Annotated in this window: 23 protein-coding genes; 10 read left to right on the plus strand and 13 right to left on the minus strand. The window is 69.9% G+C overall.

The window, feature by feature from the left end:
- Positions 1-4: 4 nt before the first annotated feature.
- From ACWEIJ_RS33920 to sfnG, 4 genes are read right to left on the minus strand one after another with little or no spacing between them, the layout of a single operon-like run.
- Positions 5-652: a response regulator transcription factor gene (locus ACWEIJ_RS33920; protein WP_449841317.1), complete on the minus strand. Its 648-nt coding sequence runs from the start codon at positions 650-652 to the stop codon at positions 5-7.
- Positions 649-2,115 (minus strand): sensor histidine kinase, encoded by a 1,467-nt coding sequence (locus tag ACWEIJ_RS33925; protein ID WP_449841318.1) that lies wholly within the window; start codon positions 2,113-2,115, stop codon positions 649-651. Before ACWEIJ_RS33925 ends, ACWEIJ_RS33920 begins: the two co-directional genes overlap by 4 nt.
- Positions 2,116-2,123: 8 nt before the next feature.
- Positions 2,124-2,600 (minus strand): phosphatase PAP2 family protein, encoded by a 477-nt coding sequence (locus ACWEIJ_RS33930; protein ID WP_449841319.1) that lies wholly within the window; start codon positions 2,598-2,600, stop codon positions 2,124-2,126.
- Between the two features lie 53 nt (positions 2,601-2,653).
- Positions 2,654-3,730 carry a dimethylsulfone monooxygenase SfnG gene (gene sfnG / locus ACWEIJ_RS33935; protein WP_449841320.1) on the minus strand — a complete coding sequence of 359 codons (1,077 nt, stop codon included), beginning with the start codon at positions 3,728-3,730 and terminating at the stop codon, positions 2,654-2,656.
- A gap of 373 nt (positions 3,731-4,103) precedes the next feature.
- On the opposite strand from sfnG, the gene ACWEIJ_RS33940 reads away from it, so the two are divergent.
- The 6 genes from ACWEIJ_RS33940 to ACWEIJ_RS33965 all read left to right on the plus strand — a co-directional run bounded on the left by ACWEIJ_RS33940 (position 4,104) and on the right by ACWEIJ_RS33965 (position 10,382).
- Entirely contained in the window at positions 4,104-5,915 is a 1,812-nt protein-coding gene (locus ACWEIJ_RS33940) for a hypothetical protein (protein ID WP_449841321.1), read from the plus strand.
- The gene (locus ACWEIJ_RS33945; RefSeq protein ID WP_449841322.1) at positions 5,915-7,519 is read left to right on the plus strand and encodes a hypothetical protein; all 1,605 of its coding nucleotides are present in this window, start codon (positions 5,915-5,917) and stop codon (positions 7,517-7,519) included. The genes ACWEIJ_RS33940 and ACWEIJ_RS33945 overlap by 1 nt, the downstream gene beginning before the upstream one ends.
- 12 nt (positions 7,520-7,531) lie before the next feature.
- The gene (locus ACWEIJ_RS33950; protein WP_355437452.1) at positions 7,532-7,672 is read left to right on the plus strand and encodes a hypothetical protein; all 141 of its coding nucleotides are present in this window, start codon (positions 7,532-7,534) and stop codon (positions 7,670-7,672) included.
- 28 nt (positions 7,673-7,700) lie between these two features.
- Positions 7,701-7,904: a hypothetical protein gene (locus ACWEIJ_RS33955; RefSeq protein WP_449841323.1), complete on the plus strand. Its 204-nt coding sequence runs from the start codon at positions 7,701-7,703 to the stop codon at positions 7,902-7,904.
- Between the two features lie 118 nt (positions 7,905-8,022).
- Positions 8,023-9,261 carry a YeeE/YedE family protein gene (locus ACWEIJ_RS33960; RefSeq protein ID WP_449841324.1) on the plus strand — a complete coding sequence of 413 codons (1,239 nt, stop codon included), beginning with the start codon at positions 8,023-8,025 and terminating at the stop codon, positions 9,259-9,261.
- On the plus strand, positions 9,255-10,382 hold the full coding sequence (locus ACWEIJ_RS33965; RefSeq protein WP_449841325.1) for an MFS transporter: 1,128 nt from the start codon (positions 9,255-9,257) through the stop codon (positions 10,380-10,382). Before ACWEIJ_RS33960 ends, ACWEIJ_RS33965 begins: the two co-directional genes overlap by 7 nt.
- Here the strand turns inward: ACWEIJ_RS33965 and ACWEIJ_RS33970 are convergent.
- Together ACWEIJ_RS33970 and ACWEIJ_RS33975 are read right to left on the minus strand one after the other, a co-directional pair.
- Positions 10,313-10,879 carry a DinB family protein gene (locus tag ACWEIJ_RS33970; protein ID WP_449841326.1) on the minus strand — a complete coding sequence of 189 codons (567 nt, stop codon included), beginning with the start codon at positions 10,877-10,879 and terminating at the stop codon, positions 10,313-10,315. The two genes, ACWEIJ_RS33965 and ACWEIJ_RS33970, sit on opposite strands and share 70 nt — an antisense overlap.
- Before the next feature lie 109 nt (positions 10,880-10,988).
- Positions 10,989-12,587: a glycoside hydrolase family 27 protein gene (locus ACWEIJ_RS33975; protein WP_449841327.1), complete on the minus strand. Its 1,599-nt coding sequence runs from the start codon at positions 12,585-12,587 to the stop codon at positions 10,989-10,991.
- 200 nt (positions 12,588-12,787) lie between these two features.
- Between ACWEIJ_RS33975 and ACWEIJ_RS33980 the strand changes: the two genes are divergently transcribed.
- A complete protein-coding gene (locus ACWEIJ_RS33980; protein WP_449841328.1) occupies positions 12,788-13,306 on the plus strand; it encodes a DinB family protein in 519 nt (172 codons plus the stop codon).
- Here the strand turns inward: ACWEIJ_RS33980 and ACWEIJ_RS33985 are convergent.
- Entirely contained in the window at positions 13,303-14,877 is a 1,575-nt protein-coding gene (locus tag ACWEIJ_RS33985; RefSeq protein WP_449841403.1) for a sulfatase-like hydrolase/transferase, read from the minus strand. The two genes, ACWEIJ_RS33980 and ACWEIJ_RS33985, sit on opposite strands and share 4 nt — an antisense overlap.
- Positions 14,878-14,960: 83 nt before the next feature.
- Here ACWEIJ_RS33985 and ACWEIJ_RS33990 point away from each other — a divergent pair, with 83 nt between their 5' ends.
- Positions 14,961-15,623: a RibD family protein gene (locus tag ACWEIJ_RS33990; RefSeq protein ID WP_449841329.1), complete on the plus strand. Its 663-nt coding sequence runs from the start codon at positions 14,961-14,963 to the stop codon at positions 15,621-15,623.
- On the opposite strand, the gene ACWEIJ_RS33995 is transcribed toward ACWEIJ_RS33990, so the two are convergent.
- Together ACWEIJ_RS33995 and ACWEIJ_RS34000 are read right to left on the minus strand one after the other, a co-directional pair.
- On the minus strand, positions 15,604-16,005 hold the full coding sequence (locus tag ACWEIJ_RS33995; RefSeq protein ID WP_449841330.1) for a DoxX family protein: 402 nt from the start codon (positions 16,003-16,005) through the stop codon (positions 15,604-15,606). The genes ACWEIJ_RS33990 and ACWEIJ_RS33995 overlap by 20 nt on opposite strands.
- On the minus strand, positions 15,998-16,693 hold the full coding sequence (locus tag ACWEIJ_RS34000) for a CDP-alcohol phosphatidyltransferase family protein (RefSeq protein ID WP_449841331.1): 696 nt from the start codon (positions 16,691-16,693) through the stop codon (positions 15,998-16,000). Before ACWEIJ_RS34000 ends, ACWEIJ_RS33995 begins: the two co-directional genes overlap by 8 nt.
- Positions 16,694-16,830: 137 nt before the next feature.
- Between ACWEIJ_RS34000 and ACWEIJ_RS34005 the strand changes: the two genes are divergently transcribed.
- Positions 16,831-17,814, plus strand: coding sequence for a zinc-dependent alcohol dehydrogenase (locus ACWEIJ_RS34005; protein WP_449841332.1), 984 nt, complete (start codon positions 16,831-16,833; stop codon positions 17,812-17,814).
- Positions 17,795-18,496 (plus strand): creatininase family protein, encoded by a 702-nt coding sequence (locus tag ACWEIJ_RS34010; RefSeq protein ID WP_449841333.1) that lies wholly within the window; start codon positions 17,795-17,797, stop codon positions 18,494-18,496. Before ACWEIJ_RS34005 ends, ACWEIJ_RS34010 begins: the two co-directional genes overlap by 20 nt.
- Here ACWEIJ_RS34010 and ACWEIJ_RS34015 read toward each other — a convergent pair.
- From ACWEIJ_RS34015 to ACWEIJ_RS34030, 4 genes are read right to left on the minus strand one after another with little or no spacing between them, the layout of a single operon-like run.
- Positions 18,407-19,372: a lysylphosphatidylglycerol synthase transmembrane domain-containing protein gene (locus tag ACWEIJ_RS34015; RefSeq protein WP_449841334.1), complete on the minus strand. Its 966-nt coding sequence runs from the start codon at positions 19,370-19,372 to the stop codon at positions 18,407-18,409. The genes ACWEIJ_RS34010 and ACWEIJ_RS34015 overlap by 90 nt on opposite strands.
- Positions 19,372-20,151 (minus strand): class I SAM-dependent methyltransferase, encoded by a 780-nt coding sequence (locus tag ACWEIJ_RS34020; protein WP_449841335.1) that lies wholly within the window; start codon positions 20,149-20,151, stop codon positions 19,372-19,374. The genes ACWEIJ_RS34015 and ACWEIJ_RS34020 overlap by 1 nt, the downstream gene beginning before the upstream one ends.
- Entirely contained in the window at positions 20,148-21,173 is a 1,026-nt protein-coding gene (locus ACWEIJ_RS34025; RefSeq protein ID WP_449841336.1) for a glycosyltransferase family 4 protein, read from the minus strand. Before ACWEIJ_RS34025 ends, ACWEIJ_RS34020 begins: the two co-directional genes overlap by 4 nt.
- Positions 21,097-21,507: a 6-pyruvoyl trahydropterin synthase family protein gene (locus ACWEIJ_RS34030; protein WP_355437537.1), complete on the minus strand. Its 411-nt coding sequence runs from the start codon at positions 21,505-21,507 to the stop codon at positions 21,097-21,099. The genes ACWEIJ_RS34025 and ACWEIJ_RS34030 overlap by 77 nt, the downstream gene beginning before the upstream one ends.
- Positions 21,508-21,527 lie beyond the last annotated feature (20 nt).

A 21,527-nucleotide genomic window follows, 5' to 3' on the forward strand; every position in this document is an offset into this window, starting at 1 on the left:
CGCCTCAGCCGGGGATGAGCCCGGCTTCGTGCGCGATGATCGCGGCCTGCACGCGGTTGCGCACGCCCAGCTGCCGCAGGATCGTGCTGACGTAGACCTTCACGGTTCCTTCGACCACGTGGATGTGCGCCGCGATCTCGGCGTTGGACAGGCCCGCGCCGACGAGGCCGAGCACTTCCCGTTCCCGCGCCGTCAGTCCCTCGGTCCGCCGTGCCGCGGCGGGCCGGGGCCGTGCGTGCGCGAGCTGGTCGACCACCCTTCTGGCCACCAGGGGAGACAGGTAGGCGGCGCCGGTCGCGACGGCGCGCACGCCCGCGATGATCTCCTGCGGGTCGCCGGTCTTGAGCACGAACCCGGCCGCGCCCTCCCCCAGCGCCCGGCTGATGTACGCGTCGTCGGCGAACGTCGTCAGCACCAGCGTCTTCGTGTCCGGGTGGCGCTCGCGGATCAGCGTGGCCGCGTCCAGACCGTCGAGGCGCGGCATGCGGATGTCGAGCACCGCCACGTCCGGGCGGTGTGCCGCGACCAGCTCCACGGCCTCGCTGCCGTTCTCCGCCTCCGCCACCACGTCGACGTCGCCGGCGGTGGCGAGCACGGCCTTCACGCCGAACCGGACCACCGGCTCGTCGTCCGCGAGCACCACCCTGATCAACCGCGCCTCCTGACGAGCCACTGCTTGTAGACGAGCCGATCATCCCGGAAGCAGAGCTGGTGCAGGTCGTGCCGGTCGGCGTCGAACGGGTTGGCGTGCGTGCTGTAGTACCGGCATTCGGTGCCCGCGGGCGCGGTGACGCCGAGCGGGTTGTCGACGCGGGTGCGCAGCGGCAGGTCCAGATCGTCGTCGTCCTGGCCGAGCTGCGCCCGCGCGAACTGCTCCGGGCTCAGCACCGACGTCGCCGCGTCGAACACCATGTAGCCGGGCACCCCGATCGCAATGCCCACGCAGACCGCGGACGTGATCAGCATGGTCCGGCGCGCGCTGCGCCGGATCTCCGCCTCGGTGCTCTGGCGGCGCACGTGCGTGGGAGTGGTGCGCGGCAGTGGTCGTTCCGGCAGCTTCGCGTGGACCTCGAACCCGCCGTCCTTCGGTCCCGCGTCGAACCGGCCGCCGACGAGCGCCACGCGTTCGGCGAGGCCCACCAGGCCCTTCCCGCTGCCGACTGCGGGTGGTTTCGGGGCCGGGCCGTTGGTGACGCGCAGGTCGAGGTTCGCCGAGAGCTCGACGGTGACCTTCGCGCCGGGAGCGTGCTTGATCACGTTGGTCAGCGCTTCGGCGACGACCCGGTGCACGGTCCTCGCGATGATCCCGTCGATCGGCTCGGTGCGGTCGTTGACCAGCTCGGCGTCGAGGCCGCTGCGGTGGACGACCTCCTCGATCGTCGCCACGGGTTCGTCCTCGTCGGCGCGCAGCACCTGCATGACGTCCGCGAGCCGTTCCGCGGCGGCGGTGACGCTGGTCCGCGCCGTCTTCGCCGCCTCACGTTGCCCGGACGTGAGCGTCGGTTCCAGCTCCAGCGCGCCGACGAGCAGTGCGGCCCGCGCGAGCTCGTGACCGACCAGGTCGTGCATCTCACCGGCGAGGCGGGTGCGTTCGGCGTTGCGGGCGTTGTCCACGTCCCGTTCGAGCAGGGCCGCGTGCTCCCAGCCGACGTTGAGCAGCTCCGCGTACCGCCGGCGGAACCTGCCGACCGCCCAGGGCACCACGCCCAGCACACCGATGCCGGACGTGACGGCGAGGGCGGTGTCGGAGCCGCCGCGTTCGGTCAGCGCCACCACGACACCGACGATCTCGGCGACGGTCAGCACGATCGCGGAGGCCCTGGGATCCTTCGCGTGCCGCCCGGCGAGGAAGCTCGTGATCGCGAGCGCCGGTGCCGGTGCGAGCACCCCTACGACGCTGTCGAACTCGACCCGCACGAGGTAGCAGACCAGCCACGCCGCGAGCGCGAGACCCAGTGCCGCGGCGGGACGTTTGCGCACCACCACGAACGCCAGCACGAGCACCGCCAGGTCGAGCGCGGCCTCCCAGCCGGAGAGGCGGCCTGGCCGCGAGGTCACCGCCGCGGCCACCACCGGCACCGCCGCGCCCATCCACAAGACCAGCCGCGCCCACACGGCGCCCATCATCCCAGCCGGGGCAGCACCGCGGTCGGCGCCTCGTCCTCGACCCGCTTCTTCTTCAGCAGAACCGCGATCACCCACGAGACGAGCGCGCCGAGCAGCAATCCGGCCACCACGTCGTGCACATAATGGACACCGACGGCGACCCGCGAGGCCGCCGCCGCGACCGCGCACACCGCCGCCACCCAGCCGAGCGCCCGGTGCAGGGACCAGATCGCCATCGCGGACGCTCCGGCGATCACCGAGTGGTTGCTGGGGAACGACCAGTCGCCCGGCGGCGGGCAGTGCGCGAGCGAAGGCGCCGTGCGACAGGGCCGGTCCTCCTGCACCGCGAACTTGACCACCTCGCTGATCACGTACGCCACCGCCACACCCGCACCGGCGAGGACGGCACGCAGCCGGTGCTGCAGGACGAGCCAGCCGAACATCACCACGAACACACCCAGCACCGCGTCGGTGCCGACCACCAGCCAAGTCACCCAGCCGAAGCTACCAAGTCCACAAGGGACGCACCTCTGCCGATCGGAACCGGTCAGACCTTACTTTCGACAAGGTCGGCCTCCAGCTCGCGCACGATCGGCAGCACGTGCCTGCCGAAGTACTCGACCTCTTCCTTGTAGTGCAGGAAACCCAGGAGCAGCAGGTCGACGCCGCGCCGCCGGTACTGCACGATCCGCTCGGCGATCTGCTCGGGAGTCCCGATCAGCTTCGTGCGGAAGCCGTCGTTGTACTGCACCAGATCCTCGAACGACGAGTCCGCCCACATGCCGCGCCGGTCCCCGGTCGACGGCCCGGCCTGCCGCACGGCGTCCCGGAACCCCTGCACTGCGGGCACGTCCGCCTTCGCCACGATCTCCCTGAGCGTCTCGCGGGCCTCCTTCTCGGTGTCGCGGGCGATCAGGAAGCCGTTCAGTCCAAATCGGACCTTCCGGCCGTTGTCCTGCGCGGCCCTGGACACCTCGGCGATCTGCTCGGAGACGCCGTCGAAGTCCTTGCCGTTCGAGAAGTACCAGTCGGAGACGCGACCGGCCATCGCGCGGGCGGCGGTGGAGTTGCCGCCCTGGAAGATCTCCGGCGTCCCCAGCGGTTTCGGCTTCAGGTCGTAGCCGTGCAGCCGGTAGAAGTCGCCCTGGAACTCGCCGGTGTCCCAGGAGGCCCGCAGCACCCGGATGAACTCCTCCGACCGCCGGTAGCGCTCGTCGTGCTCCAGCCACGGCTCGCCCAGTGCGGTGAACTCGCCCTTGAACCAGCCGGACACCACGTTGACCGCCGCCCGTCCCCCGGACAGGTGGGACGCGGTCGCGATGAGCTTGGCCAGCACGCCCGGTTGCCACAGCCCCGGATGCACGGCGGCGATCACCTTCAGCCGTTGCGTGGCCAGCAGCAGGGCGAGCGAGAACGACGTCGACTCGTGCTGGTAGGCCGCACCGTACGAAGCGAGATAACGCACCTGCGAGAGCGCGTACTCGAACCCGTTGTTCTCGGCGAGCACGGCCAGGTCGCGGTTGTACTCGTAGGACCAGTCAGTGCGCTGCTCAATACCGCTCACCACGAGTCCGCCACTCACGTTGGGCACCCAATAGGCGAACTTCACCCCGTCCTCGCTCACCGAGCACTCCTCACCGAAGATTGATACAAATAGGGAGACAAAACGCGAACCATCGGTGTCAGAGATGATCCTTCACCGATGTTCGCCTTTTCACCGGGCGTCATTGTGCTGCGCCGACCGGATGAAAAAGAACACCACCGAGTGGCTTCCCACTCTTTGGTCGGCGCGTTGACAACATTGGCGGACTATCGAGATCCTCAGCCACATGTGCACCGCTGTCGTCCTGGTCGGACGCCTTCACGTGGACCTGCGCCAGCAGGCCAGCGCACTCTGTCACGCTCACTGAGCATCCCCCTTTCCCGCATCAGCGCCCGTTTCTGCCCTGCGTCAGGAACGGCGAATTCGGCGTGCCCGAAACAAGGAGAAGACTGCAATGCGATGGCGAAAAACTCTGGCCGGGGCCGCGGTGGCGGTGCTCGCGGCCGGTGTGGTCACGGCAAGCGGGGACAACGCCCCCGCCTATGCCGATGTGCGGACTGTCGTCGACAGCAAGACGGCATCAGACGGCAAGCAGTACTGGGTGAAGAACCACCTCACTCAGGAAGCGCAGACGTTGAGCGCAGGGCGCAAGAAGTGGCTTCTCGTCTGGGCTGGAGACGAGAACGTCGCCGACACGCTCGTGAAGGACCTGAAGAACCTGCCCGGTTCGCTGACCGGCGGCCTCGGCAAGGTCACCAACGCGCTGCCCGGACCCGACTTCCTGGCCGTGATCGACGCGACCGAGGGGTCGCCGAGCTACGGCAAGGTCGTGAACACCGCGACCGTCGGCCCGCTGGTCGAGAACGAGCCGCACCACATGCAATACGTGTGGCACAAGGGCGACACGGTCTACGCGGGCGCGCTGTTCGCGGCGGCCACCTACGCGTTCGACGTGAGCGCGCTGCCGCAGCTGAAGCTCAAGGGCATCAGCCTGCCGACGAACACGCTCGGCGGGTCCGTTCCCGACGCCTACTGGACGCTGAAGGACGGCACGGCGTACGGCACCTACATGGGCGGCCCAGTGGTGCCCGGCCCGTACACCTACGCCAACGGCCAAACCGTGGTGGGCAACGGTTTCGCGGGCTCGCCCGGTGCGCTGCTGCGGTTCTCCCCGGACGGTCAGGTGCTGTCGCAGACGTCGGCGGCCACCCCGCAGGGCGACGACGAGAAGCTCTGCCTGAACCTGCCGCGGCTGGGTGCGCCGTCGTGCGCGAACCCGCACGGCATCCAGGCGCGTGAGGACCTCAACATCCTCGTGACGAGCGACTACGCCGAGCCGCGCAACATCATCCTCGACCCGGTCAAGGCGCCCTCGCCCTACCTGCGCCGCCCGACGGTCCGCACGTGGGACATCTCCGACCGGAACAACCCGAAGCTGAAGGCCGTGAGCTACCTGCAGAACGGCCCGCGCGCCGACGCGAACGACCCGCTGCACCAGGAGAGCCGCGCGGTCATGGAGACGACGGTGACGAACCTGCCGGGGCACAAGGGCGCGTTCGCCCAGACCATGCAGGGCGGCGCGGTGCACTACACGCCGGACATCACCGCGGCCGAACCGCACTGGTACGAGGTGTTCGACGACGGCTCGGCCGGCAAGGCGATCTTCGCGGGCAACGATTCGAACGGTGGCGGTTCGAATGGTGGCTGGATCCAGACATCGCCGGACGACAGGTACCTCTACCGCGCGATCTCCGGACGGGGCAAGGGCGCGCTCGGCCCGAACGACCCCGGCACCACCGGTGGCGTGTACGTGCTGAACATCGAGAAGCTGCTGGCAGCGGGCACGAACTTCAAGTGCCGCATCGACACCCTGGCGGAAGCGCAGAACGGTGGCGCCGAGGCCGACTGCCCGTCGCTCGCCGGTGCCGTCCCGATCAACCCCGGCACGCCCGCCGCGGGTCCGCACTGGGGCGCGTACGACAACTTCGAGCTCGGCGGCGACGGTTACTACCACGAGGTCTCGTCGCCCAAGCGGCTCGCGGTGTCGAACTACTTCGTCGCGCGCACCGGTCTCGACGGTGACCACAAGGTCAACATCGTGAAGGTCGGCCCGGACGGGCAGCTCACGCTGGACACGTCGTTCAAGGACGAGTTCTCCGGTCAGGTCGGCATCAACTTCAACCGCAAGGACTGGCCGCACGGCCCGTTCGGCAACGCGAAGCCGCACTCGGAGCTGTTCGTGATCTCGGACGCGGACGTGAAGTGATGGATCACCCCCACGGAGGTTTCGACGCACCCGCCGACGTCTCCCCCTGGGTCGTCGTGGTGCGGCTGGCACTGCTGCTCGTGTCGGCGCTGATCGCCGGCTCCGGGCTCGCGGTCGTGGTCCCGCGACGGGTGAGGGCCGCGAACTTCGCACTCGCGGCGCTCGCTCTGGGCCTCGTCACGGTGTCACTGGTGGCGTTCGACGCGCACGTGCTGGGCGCGTTGGCACACGGGCTGCTCGTCGTGCTGGTGCCGGTGCTGCTCGGCCGGCCCGCGGTCCGGTGGGTGGCGGCGGCGCTGACGTTGCTGCTGGTGATCGAGACCTCCGTGGGGGACTCCGGCGTGCTGCTGGTGGCCAACACCGTCTACGTGGCCGGTGCGGTCGGGTGGGTGGCGCTGACGCTGTCGCCGGGATCCCGGTTCCGGCAGCACGCGCTGTCGCTGGGCGTGGTGCTGGCGCTCGCGGGCCTGGTGCGGCTGGTGTCGTCCGGCATCGCGTTCGACCGGCGGGTGTACGAGACGCTGCTCGGTCTCGGCCTGGTCGTGGTGGTGTTGCTTCCCTTGGCAGCACTGGGGATTCGCCGGTACGGCACTCTTGCGGTCGCGGCCGGCCTGCTCGCGTGGAGCGGGCTCGCCGCGATCCCCTCGCCGCAGGAGCTGCCCGTGCCGGGGGTGCCCGTGCTGGCCTCGGCCGGGCGGGTGCCGGTGCTGATCAGCCCGCACCGGCCGGGGCGCAACCTCGTGCACGTCCCGTCCGGTGGCGTGTCGGTCAGCGTCGGCGGGGTCGAGGTTCCGGCCGTGCCGCTCGCCGGTGCGGACGGCACGTGGGCGTCGGTCGACCTGCCTGCCGGTCGCGGCTCGCTGACCGTGCGTTCCGCGTCCGGCAGCGCCTCCGTCCAGTTCGACACCGGTGCCGCGCCCGGTCCGGCGCCGGACGCCGAGTGCGCCTCGGCGGCGTTGGGCGGCCTGATCGCGGGCAGGCGGGACGTGCTCACCTCCTGCCCGGCCGACCGTTTGTCCACTGAGGACTCTGACGCGCTGGCGAAGCTGGTGGCGTTCTTGAAGAACAAGGGCGTCACCAGCGTCCGCGTCGTCTCGGACTCCTCACCTCGCGGGGTCGCCGCGGCCGCGCTGGTGGGCTCAGGTCTGCCGGTGTCGGACTCGGGTGACGCGCTGGTCGTGCTGTCCGGTTGGTCGCAGGCGTACAGCGCGTTGTCGCGGGCCGGCGTCGAGCAGGCCGAACGCCCGGTCTATCCGCACGGCCTGTACGTGGCGCCTTGGTTGCTGACGTCGGCGATCGCCACCTCGGTGACGACGCTGGCCGCGCCGCTGCGGTTCGACCCGCGGGAGCAACTGCCGATCGGGTACGCGGTCGAGGTCGGCAACCGCTTCGGCGGCGAGAACCCGACGCCGGCCGGGTTCCGGTCGTGGCTGGGCGACCGGCCCGCCGGTGACCAGGTCCAGATCTACGCGGTCGCGCAGGTGACCGCGATGCCGATGGGGCCGGACGAGGCGCACGGTCCCGGCATGCCCATGCAGGAAGAGCTTGCGGGGCAATGGGTCCCGAAAGCCACCGTCGTACCGGTCAGTCCGGTGCTCAGCTGAAGGAGTTCTGCTGTGGTCGCTCAGTTCCTCACCTCGGAGACGCCGATCTGGGTCCTTCCCGGACTCGACCTGGGTTCGGTCCTCGACCCGGCCGTCGGCGTGCCCGCGGCCCTGGCGCCGATCTTCGAACTGCTCAAGTTCATCGGCGGCTGATTTTCCCCACCACGAAAGGAAGTTCTCCATGAAGAAGATCGTCGCGGCGGCTCTGCTGAGCGGAGCCGTGCTCGCCGGGTTCGCCTCACCCGCGTTCGCCGACCCGGTCGTGGTCGACAAGCCGGACACCAGCGGTCTCGACAACAAGTGGACGACCGCGCCGCTCGGCGTCCCGGTCTTCGGCCTGATCGAGTCCGTCGTCAAGGCCCCGAACTACATCATCCCCAACTAGTGGCGCGTCTCGGAGGGGTGGCGAGGTAATCCACGCTCAGCAGGGCGCCTCGCGGCTGACCGCGAATTCCCCCGGCCCCCCTCCGAGCCACACCACCAGTCCCCGTGAGGAGACCCCGGTGACAACGCAGTACTTCCCGACATCCTGCGCGGCTCCCGTTCCCGCACCCGAGGAACCGGTCCGCACCGTCCCGCTCGTCGTCGCCGGGCTCCTGGCGGTCGGCCTGACCTGGTTCGTCTGGGCCTCCTACGGCGCGAAACAGGGCGTGCTGCTGGCCCTCGGCCTCGCGCTGGGCCTCGCGTTGTTCCACTCCCGCTTCGGTTTCACCTCCGCCTGGCGCCAGCTGATCGCCGTCGGCAACGGCGCCGGTCTGCGCGCCCACACCGTGCTGCTCGGCACCGCGGCCACGCTCATCGCGTTGATCATCTCGACCGGCTCCGGCCTGTTCGGCTCCGTCCCGAAGGCCGTCGGCAACCCGTTGGGCCTGGCGTTGCTGGTGGGCGCGGTGCTGTTCGCGATCGGCATGCAGCTCGGCGGCGCCTGCGCGTCGGGCACGTTGTTCGCGGTCGGGTCCGGTCAGTCCACGATCGTGCTGACGCTCTTCGGTTTCATCGCCGGGTCGGTGCTCTACACCTGGGCGTTCCCGCTGTTCGACGGCTGGCCCGCGTTCCCGGCCGTGGTGCTGTCCGAGCACGTCGGCTGGTGGGGTTCCTGGCTGATCACGATCGCCCTGCTCGGCCTCATCGTGCTCGGGACGCGGCTGGTGCAGGCCCGGCGCACCCCGCCGCCCGTGGACGTCGTGCCGACCGCGCGTGGTTTCGCCCGTGTGGTGCGCGGCTCGTGGCCGATGCTGGCCGGCGCGGTGGTGCTGGGGGTGCTGGCGGCGGCGGTGTTCCTGGTGTCGGGCGGCATCTGGGGCGTCACGTTCGCGTTCGCGCTGTGGGGTGCCAAGATCGTGCAGCTGCTCGGGCTGCACCCGGAGACGTGGCAGTTCTGGCAGACCCCCGCCAACGCGAAGGCGCTCGCCGCTCCGATCTGGACGGACAAGACCTCGCTCACGAACATCGGCATCATGATCGGCGCGGCCATCGCTGCGGCGGCCGCCGGAGCGTGGAGAATGCACAGCACCATTCCGTGGCGCACGGCACTGGCCGCCGTGCTGGGAGGAGTGCTGATGGGCATCGGAGCCCGGCTCGCCGGTGGCTGCAACATCGGCGCGTACCTCGGCGGCATCTCCGTCGGGTCGCTGCACGGGTGGCTGTGGGGCGTTTTCGCGCTCGGCGGCACGTGGATCGGGCTTCGGCTCCGGCCGCTTTTCGGGCTCGCGAACCCGAAACCGAGCGACTCGGTGTGCTGACCCAACGGGCGGCCATCGCACTCGTCCAGGTCCTCGGCCTGGCCGTGTGGTTCTCGATGTCCGCCGTCGTCCCGACGCTGCGGCACGAGTGGGGCATCAGCGCGGGCGCGGCGGTGTGGCTGACCGCGTCCGTGCAGCTCGGGTTCGTCACGGGCGCGGTCGGGGCCACGGTGCTCAACCTGGCCGACCGCGTCCGCCCGCACCTGCTGCTCGCGGCCTGTGCGGCGGCGGGTGCGGCACTCACGCTGGTGCTCGGGCTCACCGTGGACGGGCTCGCGGCCGCCGTTCCCCTGCGGTTCCTGACCGGGGTGGCGCTGGCCGGCGTCTACCCGGTGGGCATGAAGCTGATGGCGTCCTGGTCCGAGAGCCGCAACCGCGGCCGGGCGCTGGGCGTGCTCATCGGGGCGTTGACGCTCGGCAGCGCACTCCCCCACGTGTTCGGGCAGCTGCCGTGGCGAGCGGTGCTCGTGACCGCCGCCGCGATCGCGTTCCTCGGTGCGCTGACGGCGCTGCTCTTCGTGCGGCCGGGACCGTTCCTGACCGCCACGACCGCCCAGCTCAACCCGCGCTACGCGGTGCAGATGTTCCGCGAGCGCAAGCCGCGGCTGGTGAACCTCGGCTACTTCGGGCACATGTGGGAGCTGTACGCGTTGTGGACGTGGCTGCCGACGTTCCTGTTGAGCTCGCACGCCTCAGTCGGTCTCACCGTGTTCCTCACGATGGGCGTGGCCGGGTTCGCCGGCTGCCTGGCCGGCGGCTGGGCGGCGGACCGATTCGGCCGCGCACCCGCCGCCGTCGGGGCGCTCACGGTGAGCGGACTGTGCTGCGCGCTCTCGCCGCTGGCCTGGGGCACCCCGTTGCTGATCGCGTTCTGCGCGGTGTGGGGCGCCTCGGTGATCGCCGACTCCGGCGTGTTCAGCGCGTCGTTGAGCGAGGTCGCCGACCCGCGCTACGTCGGGACGGCGCTCACCGCGCTGACCGCCGTCGGGTTCGGACTGACGGTGGTCAGCATCCAGCTCGTACCGCTGCTGGCCGAACTCGTGACCTGGCGCTACGCGTTCCTGCTGCTCGTGCCCGGACCGGTGGTCGGCGCGCTCGCCATGCTCAGGACCAGGTCGTAGTAACCCTCGGGGTTGTCCGCGCCGGACCGGCCGTCGATCAGCTCCCGCACGACGTCGCAGTGTCCGGCGTGCTGCGCGGTCTCCGCCACGACCCGCACGAGCAGGTGCCCGAACGTGGCCCGGCGCTTGTGCTCCGGCCACCACTCGACCGACGCCGGCGCGTCCAGCGGCAGCTCGGCGATCGACTCGTCGGTGTGCCGCCACGCCGCGCGGTAGAGGTCGAGCAGGTACTCGCGGCTCTCGTCGGGCTTGGCCCACATGTCGCCGTTCTCCCAGATGGACTTGTCCTCGACCCACGGCAGCAACGGCCCGGGGCGTCCGACGCTGTCACCGAGGTAGCCGAACTCGATGCCGATCAGGTGCTTCACCAGGCCGAGCAGGTTCGTGCCGCTGGGCACGAGCGGGCGGCGCACGTCGTACTCGCCCAGACCGTCCAAAGAGGACACGACGGAGTCGCGTGACGCCTGCAGGTAGCGCTGGAGATCCTCAGCAATCATGCTCCGACCCTAACGCCGCCTGTCTTGGTCGATGTCGCCGAACAGGCACTGCGCGTGACGTATCCGAGGAGTTTCACAAAACATGCCGGCCCGGCACGCCGGAACGCCGCTAGCGGCTCCACTTCTGGTTGCTCTGCCCGTTGCAGGTCCACACGATCAACCGAGTGTTGTTCGCCGTGCCCGCACCGGACGCGTCCAGGCACAGCCCGGACTGCACGCCGACGATCGTGCCGTCGCCGTTGAACCGCCACTGCTGGTTCGCGCCGCCGTGGCACGACCACGAGATCACCTTGGACCCCGGCGCGGTACCCGCCGCGTCGAGGCAGCGGTCGCCGAACACCCGCACCTCACCGTTCGGCCAGGAGGTCCACAGCTGGTTGGCCGCGCCGTGGCAGTCGTAGAGGATCACGTTCGCGCCGGGCGCGGTGTTCGGGCCCTCCACGTCCACGCACCGGCCGGATCCGTTGCCGTGCAACGAGAAGGTGCTCGACGGGATCGGTGAGCCACCGCTGACCCTGAACACCGCCACGCCGTGCGCGGGCACGGAGGCCGACAGCGAGCTCGTGGTCGCGCCGGTCCACTGGTCGACGATCGTGAACCCGTCGCCCTGCAAGCCGATCTCGGCGAACGACGCGCTCAACGCCGCGGACTCGGTGCCGCGGTTGAACAAGCCGACCGCGACCGAGCCGTCCCGCAGCGGCTTGACGTAGACGTTGTCCCGCACCCGCCGGCCGCCGGCGCCCAGCGGGTCCTGGTCGATCGCGATCAGCCGGGAGTTCCGCAGCAATGCGCTGATGTCCGGGGACATCGAGCGGATGTCGTTGCCCGCCATCAGCGGTGCCGCCATCAACGCCCACAGCGCGAAGTGCGACCGCGACTCGGTCAGCGTCAGCCCCGGCCGTCCGGCCACCAGCATGTCGGGGTCGTTGAAGTGGCCCGGACCCGTTTGCGCGGCAAGGGGTGCGTTGACGTCGAGCGCGTTGACGACGCCCATCGGGTAGCTGTTGGTGTTGCCGTTCTGCCAGATGTCCAGCACGTCCTCGGTGGTGCGCCAGAGGTCCGCGACCTGGCTCCAGTCGTAGTCGTCACCGGTGACCGCGTGGTAGCTGTTCGGGTTGATGCTGAAGACGATCGGCCGTCCGGTGGCGCGCAGCGCGTCCCGCATCAGCGAGAACCGCGCGACCTGCTCGTCGCGGGTGCCCTCGGACGAGCACCAGTCGTACTTCAGGTAGTCGACACCCCACGAGGCGAACGTCCGCGCGTCCTGCGCCTCGTGCCCCGCGCTGCCGGTGGAGCCGGGGTAGGCGTTGCCGCGCTGGGCGCACGTGCGGGCGGTCGGGACCTCGTAGATGCCGAACTTCAGGCCGCGCGCGTGCAGGTAGTCGCCCATCGCCTTCATGCCGCTGGGGAACCGGTCGGGCGACCCGCGCAGCGCGCCGGACGCGTCCCGGGCCGGGTCGAACCAGCAGTCGTCGATCACGACGTACTCGTAGCCCGCGTCCCGCATGCCGGTCGACACCATCGCGTCGGCGGTCTCGTGGATCTTCGACTCGCTGATGTCGCAGCCGAACGTGTTCCACGAGTTCCAGCCCAGCGGTGGCGTCGGCGCGGGCTCCTCCGCGGTCGGTGCGACGAGCAGGGAGGCGAGCAGGGCGCCCACGACCAGCAACGGTTCCTCCAAGAAGCGAAGATTCTTCACCTTAGCCATCGGGACACCTCGTGGAAACGACTTGGACCAGACCGAAGCCCGCTTTCGGGTGAGTCACCCACAGTGACACCCAGGTCAAGCACAGATCGCTCAAGCGGCGCTCGAATTTCACTGGAGCGGCCGCTCGTCTAGGACACAACCTGACCTCAAGCGGTCATAGAGTCGTTCCTGTCGGGACAAACGAGCGAAGGACGAGAGCGATGACCACCACCGAGACCCTCACCGGCGAGCGCGCGGACCTCCTCGAGACCCTGCGGCAGCACCGCTGGTTCTTGACGTTCACCGCGCAGGGTCTGACCGACGAGCAGGCGGCGTCGAGCCCGACCGTCAGCGCGTTGTGCATCGGCGGCCTGATCAAGCACGTCGCGGTGGTCGAGGAGAAGTGGGTCAAGTTCATCGAGCAGGGCACGTCCGCGATGGAGGCCGACCACTCCTCGACCGACTACGAGAACCACGAGGCGAACTTCCGGATGGCGCCCGGCGAGACGCTGGAGAGCATCGTCGCCAGGTACCACGAGGTCGCGGCCTACACCGACAAGCTCGTCGAGACCATCGACCTGGACCTCTCGCACCCGCTGCCGTCCGCGCCGTGGTTCCCCGAGGGCAAGACGTGGTCGGCGCGGCGGGTGCTCGTGCACATCATCGCCGAGACCTCGCAGCACGCGGGCCACGCGGACATCATCCGCGAGACGATCGACGGCCAGAAGACCATGGGCTAAGGACGGGGAGCGCTGAAGGTCGAGAGGAACTGGTCCCGGAAGTCGCTCATCTTCGACACCGGGGCCGACCCTCCCGGCCGGATGCCGTCGTCCCACTTCCAGGCCCCGACCTTCGCCAGCACGGCGGGGTCCTTGGCCACGACGGTGATCGGCACGTCCCGCGACGCTCCCTCGCCGGTCACCATCTGCGCCGGCTGGTGGTCGCCGAGGAACACGAACACCAGGTTCTCGTCGCCGTACCGCTCCAGGTACGAGACCACCGACTCCAGCGAGTACGAGATCGAGTGGCCGTAGTCGGCGCGCACGGCGTTCGGGTCGCGGCCGAAGATCGACTCCGGCGGGTCGTTCGAGGACGGCATGGTCCGGTAGATCGAGCCGTCGCCGAGCTCGTCCCAAGCCACCGAGTCCGGGGTCGGCGACCACGGCGCGTGCGAGGACACCATCGGGATCGCCGCCATCAGCGGACCCTGGGCCTTGGCGCGCTCGTTGCGCTGGAACGACTCCAGCGTGAACTGGTCGGGCGTCGTCGCGTAGCCGAACCGCGGTCCGGTGTAGCCGAGGTCCTGCGCCGCGTAGACCTTGTTGTAGTGGAAGAAATCGCCTTCCGGCCACGCCTGCGTGATACCGGGGACCACGCCCACCGAGCGCCACGACGCCTCGCGGAACGCGCGCGGCAGCGTCAGCCGGTCCGAGGCCACCAGGTTGCGGTAGCGCTGCTGGTTGTCGATCCACAGCCCGGACAGCAGCGTCGCCTGCGCCATCCAGCTGCCGCCGCCCGCGGTCGGTGAGGTCAGGAACGCCGACTTGGCCGTGTACCCGGCCGCCTTCAGCCGGTCGTTGCCCTGCGCGAGCTTGGCGGAGACCTCCGGCAGATCGAGCGCCGACTTGCCGTAGCTCTCCACGAACGTGATGACGACGTCCTTGCCCTGCAACGCCGACAGCAGACCGGACTGCCCGCGGAACGCGTCGACCGAGGCCTCCGCGGCGAACGCCTCCTGGTCGTGCAGCCCCGCCTGAACGCGGCGGGCGTGGTCGACGACCGACGTCGCCGCCGCGTCCGAGTAGACCGGAACTCCCGGCACGGCAAGGGAAACGCAGCCCACGACGATCAGCGTCACCGCGCGGATCGCGGCCGGACGGCGTCCCGCGGCGACGGAACTGAGGCGCAGCACGGAGATCGAGGCCAGTGCCACGATTCCGGCGACCAACGCCACCGCGGCCAGCACGGCCAGCACCGAGGCGGCGCGGCCGAACGTCACGTCCACGAAGTCGACGGCGGGCACCAGCAGCGGCCAGTCCAGGACCAGGTCGAACGGCCGGTACAGCACCATGTCGAAGCCGATGTCCATGATCTTCACGACCGTGAACAGCCCCAGCGCGACACCGCCGGCGAGCGCGAGCGGCTTGCGGAACCGGCCCGGCACGAGCACCAGGACCAGCACGCCGACGAGTGCCTCCAGCGGCACCCGCAGGAACGCCTCGAACGTGAACTTGTCCAGGTCGCTCGGTGCGATGAGCACGAACACCACGAACAGCGCCGCCAGGAGCGTGGCCGTCCGACGCAGCAACATCCTCACCGAGATTCCCCTTTCCTGACCTATGAGAGAAACGCACGGCGACCCGTGTGCGGTTCAACTGCACTACCATCGAGCCCGTGACCCGCCCGCACGTTCTGCTGAGCGTCGCCGTCAGCCTGGACGGCCACATCGACGATCGCGGCACCGAGAGGTTTCCGCTTTCCAACGCCGAGGACTTCGACCACGTCGACCGGATGCGCGCGGAGTCGGACGCGATTCTGGCCGGGGCCGAGACGTTGCGTCGTGACAACGCGCGACTGCTCGTCTACAGCGACGAGCGGCGTGCGCGGAGAATAGCGGACGGCAAACCGGAGTTCCCGCTGCGGGTCGTCGTCACCAGGAGCGGCCAACTGGACCCTGAGCTGCGGTTCTGGCACTGCGGTGGCGCCCGGCTGGTCTACACCAAGAGCGAGACGACCACGGTGGACCACCTCACCGAAACCAAGAACTTCAGCGATTTCTCAGAAATCCTGGACGATCTGGGCGCGCGCGGCGTGCGAAAGCTCATGGTCGAAGGCGGCACGAGCATTCACACGGCGTTCCTGAGCGCGGGACTCGCGGACGAGATCAGGGTCGCGGTCGCGCCGATGCTGATCGGACAGGCGACGGCCCCGCGTTTCGTGAATCCCGCCGAATTCCCGGGTGGACCGGCCCGCCGATTCCACCTGGAGGACGTCACGAAAGTCGGGGACGTCGCGGTGCTGCGCTACTTCCCGAAAGTCACTTCCGCACCAGCTTGAGCAGGCCGATGATCTGCTCGCGCCGGTAGACCGCGATGACCAGCGCCCACACCATGAACACGATCGGCAGCACCGCGGCCTTGAAGCCGCCGTTCGTCACGAGGAAGAGCTCGGTCAGCGCCGCGCCGCCCATGATGCCCGCGAGCCCCAGCGCCGCGATGCCGCAGACGCGCGGGACGACCAGACCGATCGCGGCGGCGATCTCCAGGGCACCGGTGAGGTAGCGGAACCACTGGCCGAACCCGATGTCGTCGAACTTGGCGACGAACTGGTCGGTGAACAGCGCGTACCCGTTCATCACGAACTGGACGGCGAGCACGATCTGCAGGATCCAGACGACGACGTTGCCGATCTTCGCCGCGGTTGAGGTCTGCTCAGACATGCCCGGATCCTCCCACCGCAACACTGGCGTGACGCCACAGCCAGAGCACATCGCGGCCGAACGACCACACCAGCGACGCCAGCGCGAGACCGGCGAGCACGGCCGCGAACGGCAGCAGGCCCGACGCCGCCACGACGAGGAAGACGCCCTGCACGGCGGCCACGGTCTTGCGCGCGTAGCTGGCCGGCAGCGGCGCGTTCATCCAGCGGAAGCGCCACGACGCGGCGACGAACACGTACCGCATGAGGCCGATCGCGAGCACCCACGGTCCCATCTGCACAGCCACGTACGCGCTCAGCACCAGGATCAGGAACGCGTCGACCTCCATGTCGAACCGCGCGCCCAGCGCGGACGACGTGCCGGTGCGGCGCGCGACCTGCCCGTCCACCCAGTCGAGGGACAACGCGACCGCGGCCAGCGTCACGACCAGCGCGACCGGCACGTCCTGGCCGGCACGATCGGCCACCAGCGCGGTCACGGCGCCGACCATCAGGCCGCGGGCGAGCGTGACCCGGTCAGCGGGACCGAGCGACGCCGTGCGGTGGCGTTGCATGCCGTAGCCGAGGAACGCCCAGGTGGCGAACCCGTAGGCCAGTCCGGCGGCCCAGCCGAGCGGGCCGAGGCCGGCCGTGGCCGCGACCACGCCCAGCAGGACCACCTGGGCGGCGGCCCAGACGGCAGGCTCCAAGGAAACGCGGGGCCCCCGCGTTGCCCATGAGGAAACGCGGGGCCCCCGCGTGCCAGGAGCGGCAGCGGGTGTCCTGGTGTGCTGAAGTGTGATCATCAGGTGCTCCTGGTGAACTTCGTGCGGCGGAGGTGTTGTGAGTGACACGTACGGCGAGTGCCTTTTGGCTCAATGAATCCGGAAAAGGCGAGGTTCGGCAGGTCGCGCTGGCCGAGCCGGGTCCGGGTGAGGTCGAGGTGCGCACGCTGTTCTCCGGGGTCAGCCGCGGCACGGAGACGCTCGTCTTCCGCGGTGGCGTGCCGGAGAACCAGTACGCGGCGATGCGGGCCCCCTTCCAGGACGGCGACTTCCCGTGGCCGGTCAAGTACGGGTACCTCAACGTCGGCGTGGTCGAACATGGCCCCGAACGACTGCGCGGGCGCACGGTGTTCTGCCTCTATCCACATCAGACCCGTTACGTGGTGCCGGAATCCGCGGTCACGGTCGTGCCGGACGGCGTCCCCGCCGAACGGGCCGTGCTCGCGGGCACCGTCGAGACGGCCGTGAACGCCGTGTGGGACGCACGTCCGTTGATCGGCGACCGGATCGCGGTGGTCGGCGGTGGCATGGTCGGGTCGAGCATCGCGGCGGTCATCGCCACGTTCCCCGGCGCGCGCGTCCAGCTCGTGGACGCCGATCCCGCCCGTGAGCCGATCGCTCGGGCTCTGGGGGTCGGATTCGCCTTGCCGGACAACGCTCTCGACGGCTGCGACCTCGTCTTCCACGCCAGCGCGACCGAACCCGGTCTCACCACCGCGCTCGGCCTGCTCGCGCCGGAGGGCCGCGTCGTGGAGCTGAGCTGGTACGGAGACCGCAAGATCGCGGTGCCGCTCGGCGAGTTCTTCCACTCGCGCCGGCTCACGATCCGCAGCAGCCAGGTCGGCACGGTCGGCCGCCCGGACCGCACCTACGCCGAACGCATGGCGCTCGCGCTCGATCTCCTCGCCGACGACAGGTTCGACGCGCTCATCACCGGGCACAGCGCGTTCGAGGAGCTGCCGGACGTGCTGCCGAAGCTCGCCGACGGGAGGATTCCGGCGCTCTGCCACCGGATTGATTACGGTCATGCTCATGTTTCCGAGTGACACCACGGTCGACGTCCGCGACCAGCGGATCGCCGTGCTCCCGATCGGCAGCACCGAGCAGCACGGCCCGCACCTCCCGCTGGCCACGGACTCCGTCATCGCCTGGACGATCGCGTCGGAGATCTCGAAGGCGCACGGGGTCCGGTTGCTGCCGCCGATCCAGTTCTCGTGCTCGCAGGAGCACGCCGACTGGCCGGGCACCGTCAGCATCTCCGCGCGCACGTTGATCTCAGTCGTCGAGGACATCGCGGACTCTTTGCGGCGCAACGGTGTCACGAACGTCGTGCTGGTGAACGGGCACGGCGGCAACTACGTGCTGCAGAACATCGTGCAGGAGGGCGAAGGGCTGGCGCTCTTCCCCGGACGCGACGACTGGGCGTTCGCCCGGGAGAAGGCCGGCATCGAGACCCCGGCGTACAGCGACATGCACGCGGGTGAGCTGGAGACCTCGATCCTGCTGCACGCTCACCCCGATCTGATCCGGCCCGGTTACGAGACTTCCGACCACCTGGCCGAGGACCGGCGGCACCTGCTCACCCTCGGTCTGGCGCCGTACACGGACTCCGGCGTCGTCGGGCGGCCCTCGCTCGCGTCAGCGCGCAAGGGCGAGCTCCTGCTCGCGGGCCTGGTCGACGCGTTCCGCCACTACCTCGACCTCTTCGGAGGTCTTGGCACGGCGTGAGGTGACCAGCACGATCGCGCCCGGCAGAGCCGCGATCAGCGCCAGCACGCCGTAGACGATGCCCGTGGTGAAGCCGTGCTGAGCACCCAGCCCGGCGGCACCGAACGCCACCGCGAGGAACGCCTCGCGCGGCCCGAACCCGCCGATGTTGACCGGGATCGCCATGATCAGCAGTGCCAGCACCACGACCGGCGCGAGCTGCATGATCGTGGCGTCCGACCCGGCGGCGCGGGCGGCGACCACGAACATCGCCACGTACCCGGCGACCGCGGCGACCGACAGGCCGAGCACCGCGGGCCAGGTCTTCAGCGAAAGCAACCGAATGCCGTCCGCGAGCGTCTTCACGAGTAGCTGGCGCACCGCCCTGACGCGCCAGCCGACCGCGACGAACGCGACGAGGCAGGTGAGGATGACCGCGACGGTGGTGCCGTTCAGCGTGAGGTGGAAGCCGGGCGAGGGGTGCACGAGCAGCACCACGAGCCCGATCCCGATCAGCACCAGCTGGCCGGCGAAGCGCTCGAAGAACACGGCGCGCACGCCACGTCCGACGTCGCCCGACTCACGACCGTGGTTGACCGCGCGGTGCACGTCGCCGAGCACGCCGGCGGGCAGCACGGCGTTGACGAGCAACGCGCGGTAGTAGTCGGTGACCGCGGTGCGCAGGGACAGCGACAGGCCGAGGCGGCGCGCGATGAGCACCCAGCGACCGGCGCTGAGCAGCGTCGTCACGAACCCGATCACCAGCGCGGCGGTGACGGAGAACGCGTCGATCGCGCGCAGCCCGTCCAGGAACGCCCCGGTGCCCAGGCGCACGCCCATCGCCACCAGGATCGCCACCGCCAGCAGCAAGCGGAGCCACGGCCAAAGTCGCTTCATCACACAGCCCTCGGTATCGCTAGCAGGTCGACGTGGTGGACCACTGCGGAAGCCTCTGACCTGCGGCGCAGGTAGTGGTCAGCCTCAGCGGCGAGCGCGGGTTCCTGCTCGACCGCCGCACCGACCCAGCCCTTGAGCCACTCGCGCTGCAGGGCGTCGGCGTTCAGGCGCCACGGGCTCGAAGCCGTCCGAACCGAAGCGCCGGCTGCCGCGAATGCCTGTTCAGCAGCGGCCGGAGCGTCCGGTCCGAGCAGCCTGCGCCCGTCCACGACGCGGCGCTGGTGAGCGTTGAACGCGTCCTGGTAGGCGGCGTCGAGCGGCTCGGCCGGGTCGAACTCGATCCGGCCTGCCACCGAGAGCGTGAACAGTGCGGGCACATGTGCTTCTACGCACGCAACCGCGAGAGCGTTCATCTCGTCGGCAGTGAGCAGGTCGAGCAGCGCGGAGCAGGTGACCAGGTCAGCGCCCGCGAGGTCGGCGGCGGTGAGCGCGGTGAGGTCGCCCTCACGCGTCTCGGCGGTGACGTTCTCGACGGCGCTCATACTGGCCTCCGCCAGCCCGAGCAGCCGGGGGTCGCGGTCGTGCAGCACCCAGTGCTGCGCGCCGCCGAGCCTCCCGGCGAGCCATCGTCCCATCGATCCCGTGCCACAACCCAGGTCACGGATCGTCAGCGGGTTTCGGTTCACCAGAGTTGCGCGGACCACGTCGACGAGCTCGGTCGAGCGTGCCGCAGCGTCGGCGTTCTCCCGCAGTGCCAGCCATTCCGGCGCGAAGGTCATGGCCGCAGACTAGCCAGCACCCTCCGCAGGTCCTCTGTGGATTCGTCCCATGTGGACAGATTGGCCCGTCTTCCACGCGCTCGCGCCCGCAGTTCGGCGCGAAATTCCTGATCTTGGAACCAGCGCGTCAGTGCAGCTTCCAATGCATTTTGGTCGCCTGCCGGAACCAGCAGACCGCCCTCGCCGAGCGCGTCGGGAACGGCGCTCGCGATGACCGGCAGACCGCGGGCCAGCGCCTCGGTGACGACCATGCCGTACGTCTCGTTGCGCGACGCCAGCACGAACAGGTCGGCCGCGTCATATGCACTGGTCAGAGCCTCGCCGGTGAGTGGTCCCGGAAAGCTGACGCGATCGTCTTCCGGCAGCTGCTCGACGAACGGCCGGATCGGTCCCGCGCAGACCAGCCGCCACTCGTAGTCGACCCTCTGCAACGCCCTGACCAGCAGGTCGTGGCCTTTGCGGGGTGTGATCGAGGCAACGCAGAGCAGTTGGCTGACGCCGTCCGTGCCGCGTGCCACCGGTGCCGGATCGGTGCCGGGCACGACCACGTGCACGGTGTCCAGCCCGTGCCTGGCCCTGAGGTCGCGCGCGGCCGTCGGGCTGGTCGCGACGACCGCGCTCGCGGCCCGCAGGACCTGCCGTTCCTTCTCGTCGAGCAGCGCGGCCGTGGCGGGGTCGAGGCCGGTCTCGTCGGCCAGCGGCAGGTGCACGAGCACGGCGAGCTTCAGCCGTCGCGCGTGCGGCACGACCACCTCGGGCAGACCGCAGCCGACCAGGCCGTCGATCAGCACGACGTCGCCGTCCGGGATGCCCGCAAGCGTTTGCGACAACGCCGTGGGGTCACGTGGACGTGGCCAGTCACCGGCGACGGCGAGGCGGTTCAGCCCCGCCCCGACCCGCAGGTCGTAGACGTTGCCGCCGCTGGGACTGGCCGGGTCGTCGACGTCAGCCGGCAGTACGAAGTGCACGTTCGTAGCTCGCCCACGCCACGTGGGACTCGTGGAGTGTGACGGCGATCGCATCGATGCCGTGAGCGCCCTCACCCAGAGCGCCCTCCGCGATCTTGTCCGCGAGCTGGTCCGCGATGTGCTTCGCGAGCCACTCGGTGGACGTGTTGATGCCCGCGAACTGCGGTTCTTCGTCCAGGTTGCGGTAGTTGAACACGGCCAGCACCTTGCTCAGCTCGCTCGTCGCGAGTCCGATGTCGACAACGATGTTGTCCGAATCGAGCTCAACACGTTTGAACGTCGCGTCCACCAGGAACGTTGCTCCATGCAGACGTTGTGCCGGACCGAAGACCTCGCCGCGGAAACTGTGGGCGATCATCACGTGATCGCGGACGGTGATGCTGAACAGGGTGACCTCCGCTGTGCGGT

The sequence above is a fragment of the Lentzea sp. NPDC004789 genome (assembly GCF_053601075.1).

Coding starts and splice junctions, on each gene's coding strand:
- ACWEIJ_RS33940 (WP_449841321.1), top strand. CDS start 4,104: ATGCGATGGCGAAAAACTCTGGCCGGGGCCGCGGTGGCGGTGCTCGCG.
- ACWEIJ_RS33945 (WP_449841322.1), top strand. CDS start 5,915: ATGGATCACCCCCACGGAGGTTTCGACGCACCCGCCGACGTCTCCCCC.
- ACWEIJ_RS33955 (WP_449841323.1), top strand. CDS start 7,701: ATGAAGAAGATCGTCGCGGCGGCTCTGCTGAGCGGAGCCGTGCTCGCC.
- ACWEIJ_RS33970 (WP_449841326.1), bottom strand. CDS start 10,879: ATGATTGCTGAGGATCTCCAGCGCTACCTGCAGGCGTCACGCGACTCC.
- ACWEIJ_RS33975 (WP_449841327.1), bottom strand. CDS start 12,587: ATGGCTAAGGTGAAGAATCTTCGCTTCTTGGAGGAACCGTTGCTGGTC.
- ACWEIJ_RS33980 (WP_449841328.1), top strand. CDS start 12,788: ATGACCACCACCGAGACCCTCACCGGCGAGCGCGCGGACCTCCTCGAG.
- ACWEIJ_RS33985 (WP_449841403.1), bottom strand. CDS start 14,877: ATGTTGCTGCGTCGGACGGCCACGCTCCTGGCGGCGCTGTTCGTGGTG.
- ACWEIJ_RS33995 (WP_449841330.1), bottom strand. CDS start 16,005: ATGTCTGAGCAGACCTCAACCGCGGCGAAGATCGGCAACGTCGTCGTC.
- ACWEIJ_RS34010 (WP_449841333.1), top strand. CDS start 17,795: ATGCTCATGTTTCCGAGTGACACCACGGTCGACGTCCGCGACCAGCGG.
- ACWEIJ_RS34015 (WP_449841334.1), bottom strand. CDS start 19,372: ATGAAGCGACTTTGGCCGTGGCTCCGCTTGCTGCTGGCGGTGGCGATC.
- ACWEIJ_RS34020 (WP_449841335.1), bottom strand. CDS start 20,151: ATGACCTTCGCGCCGGAATGGCTGGCACTGCGGGAGAACGCCGACGCT.
- ACWEIJ_RS34025 (WP_449841336.1), bottom strand. CDS start 21,173: ATGCGATCGCCGTCACACTCCACGAGTCCCACGTGGCGTGGGCGAGCT.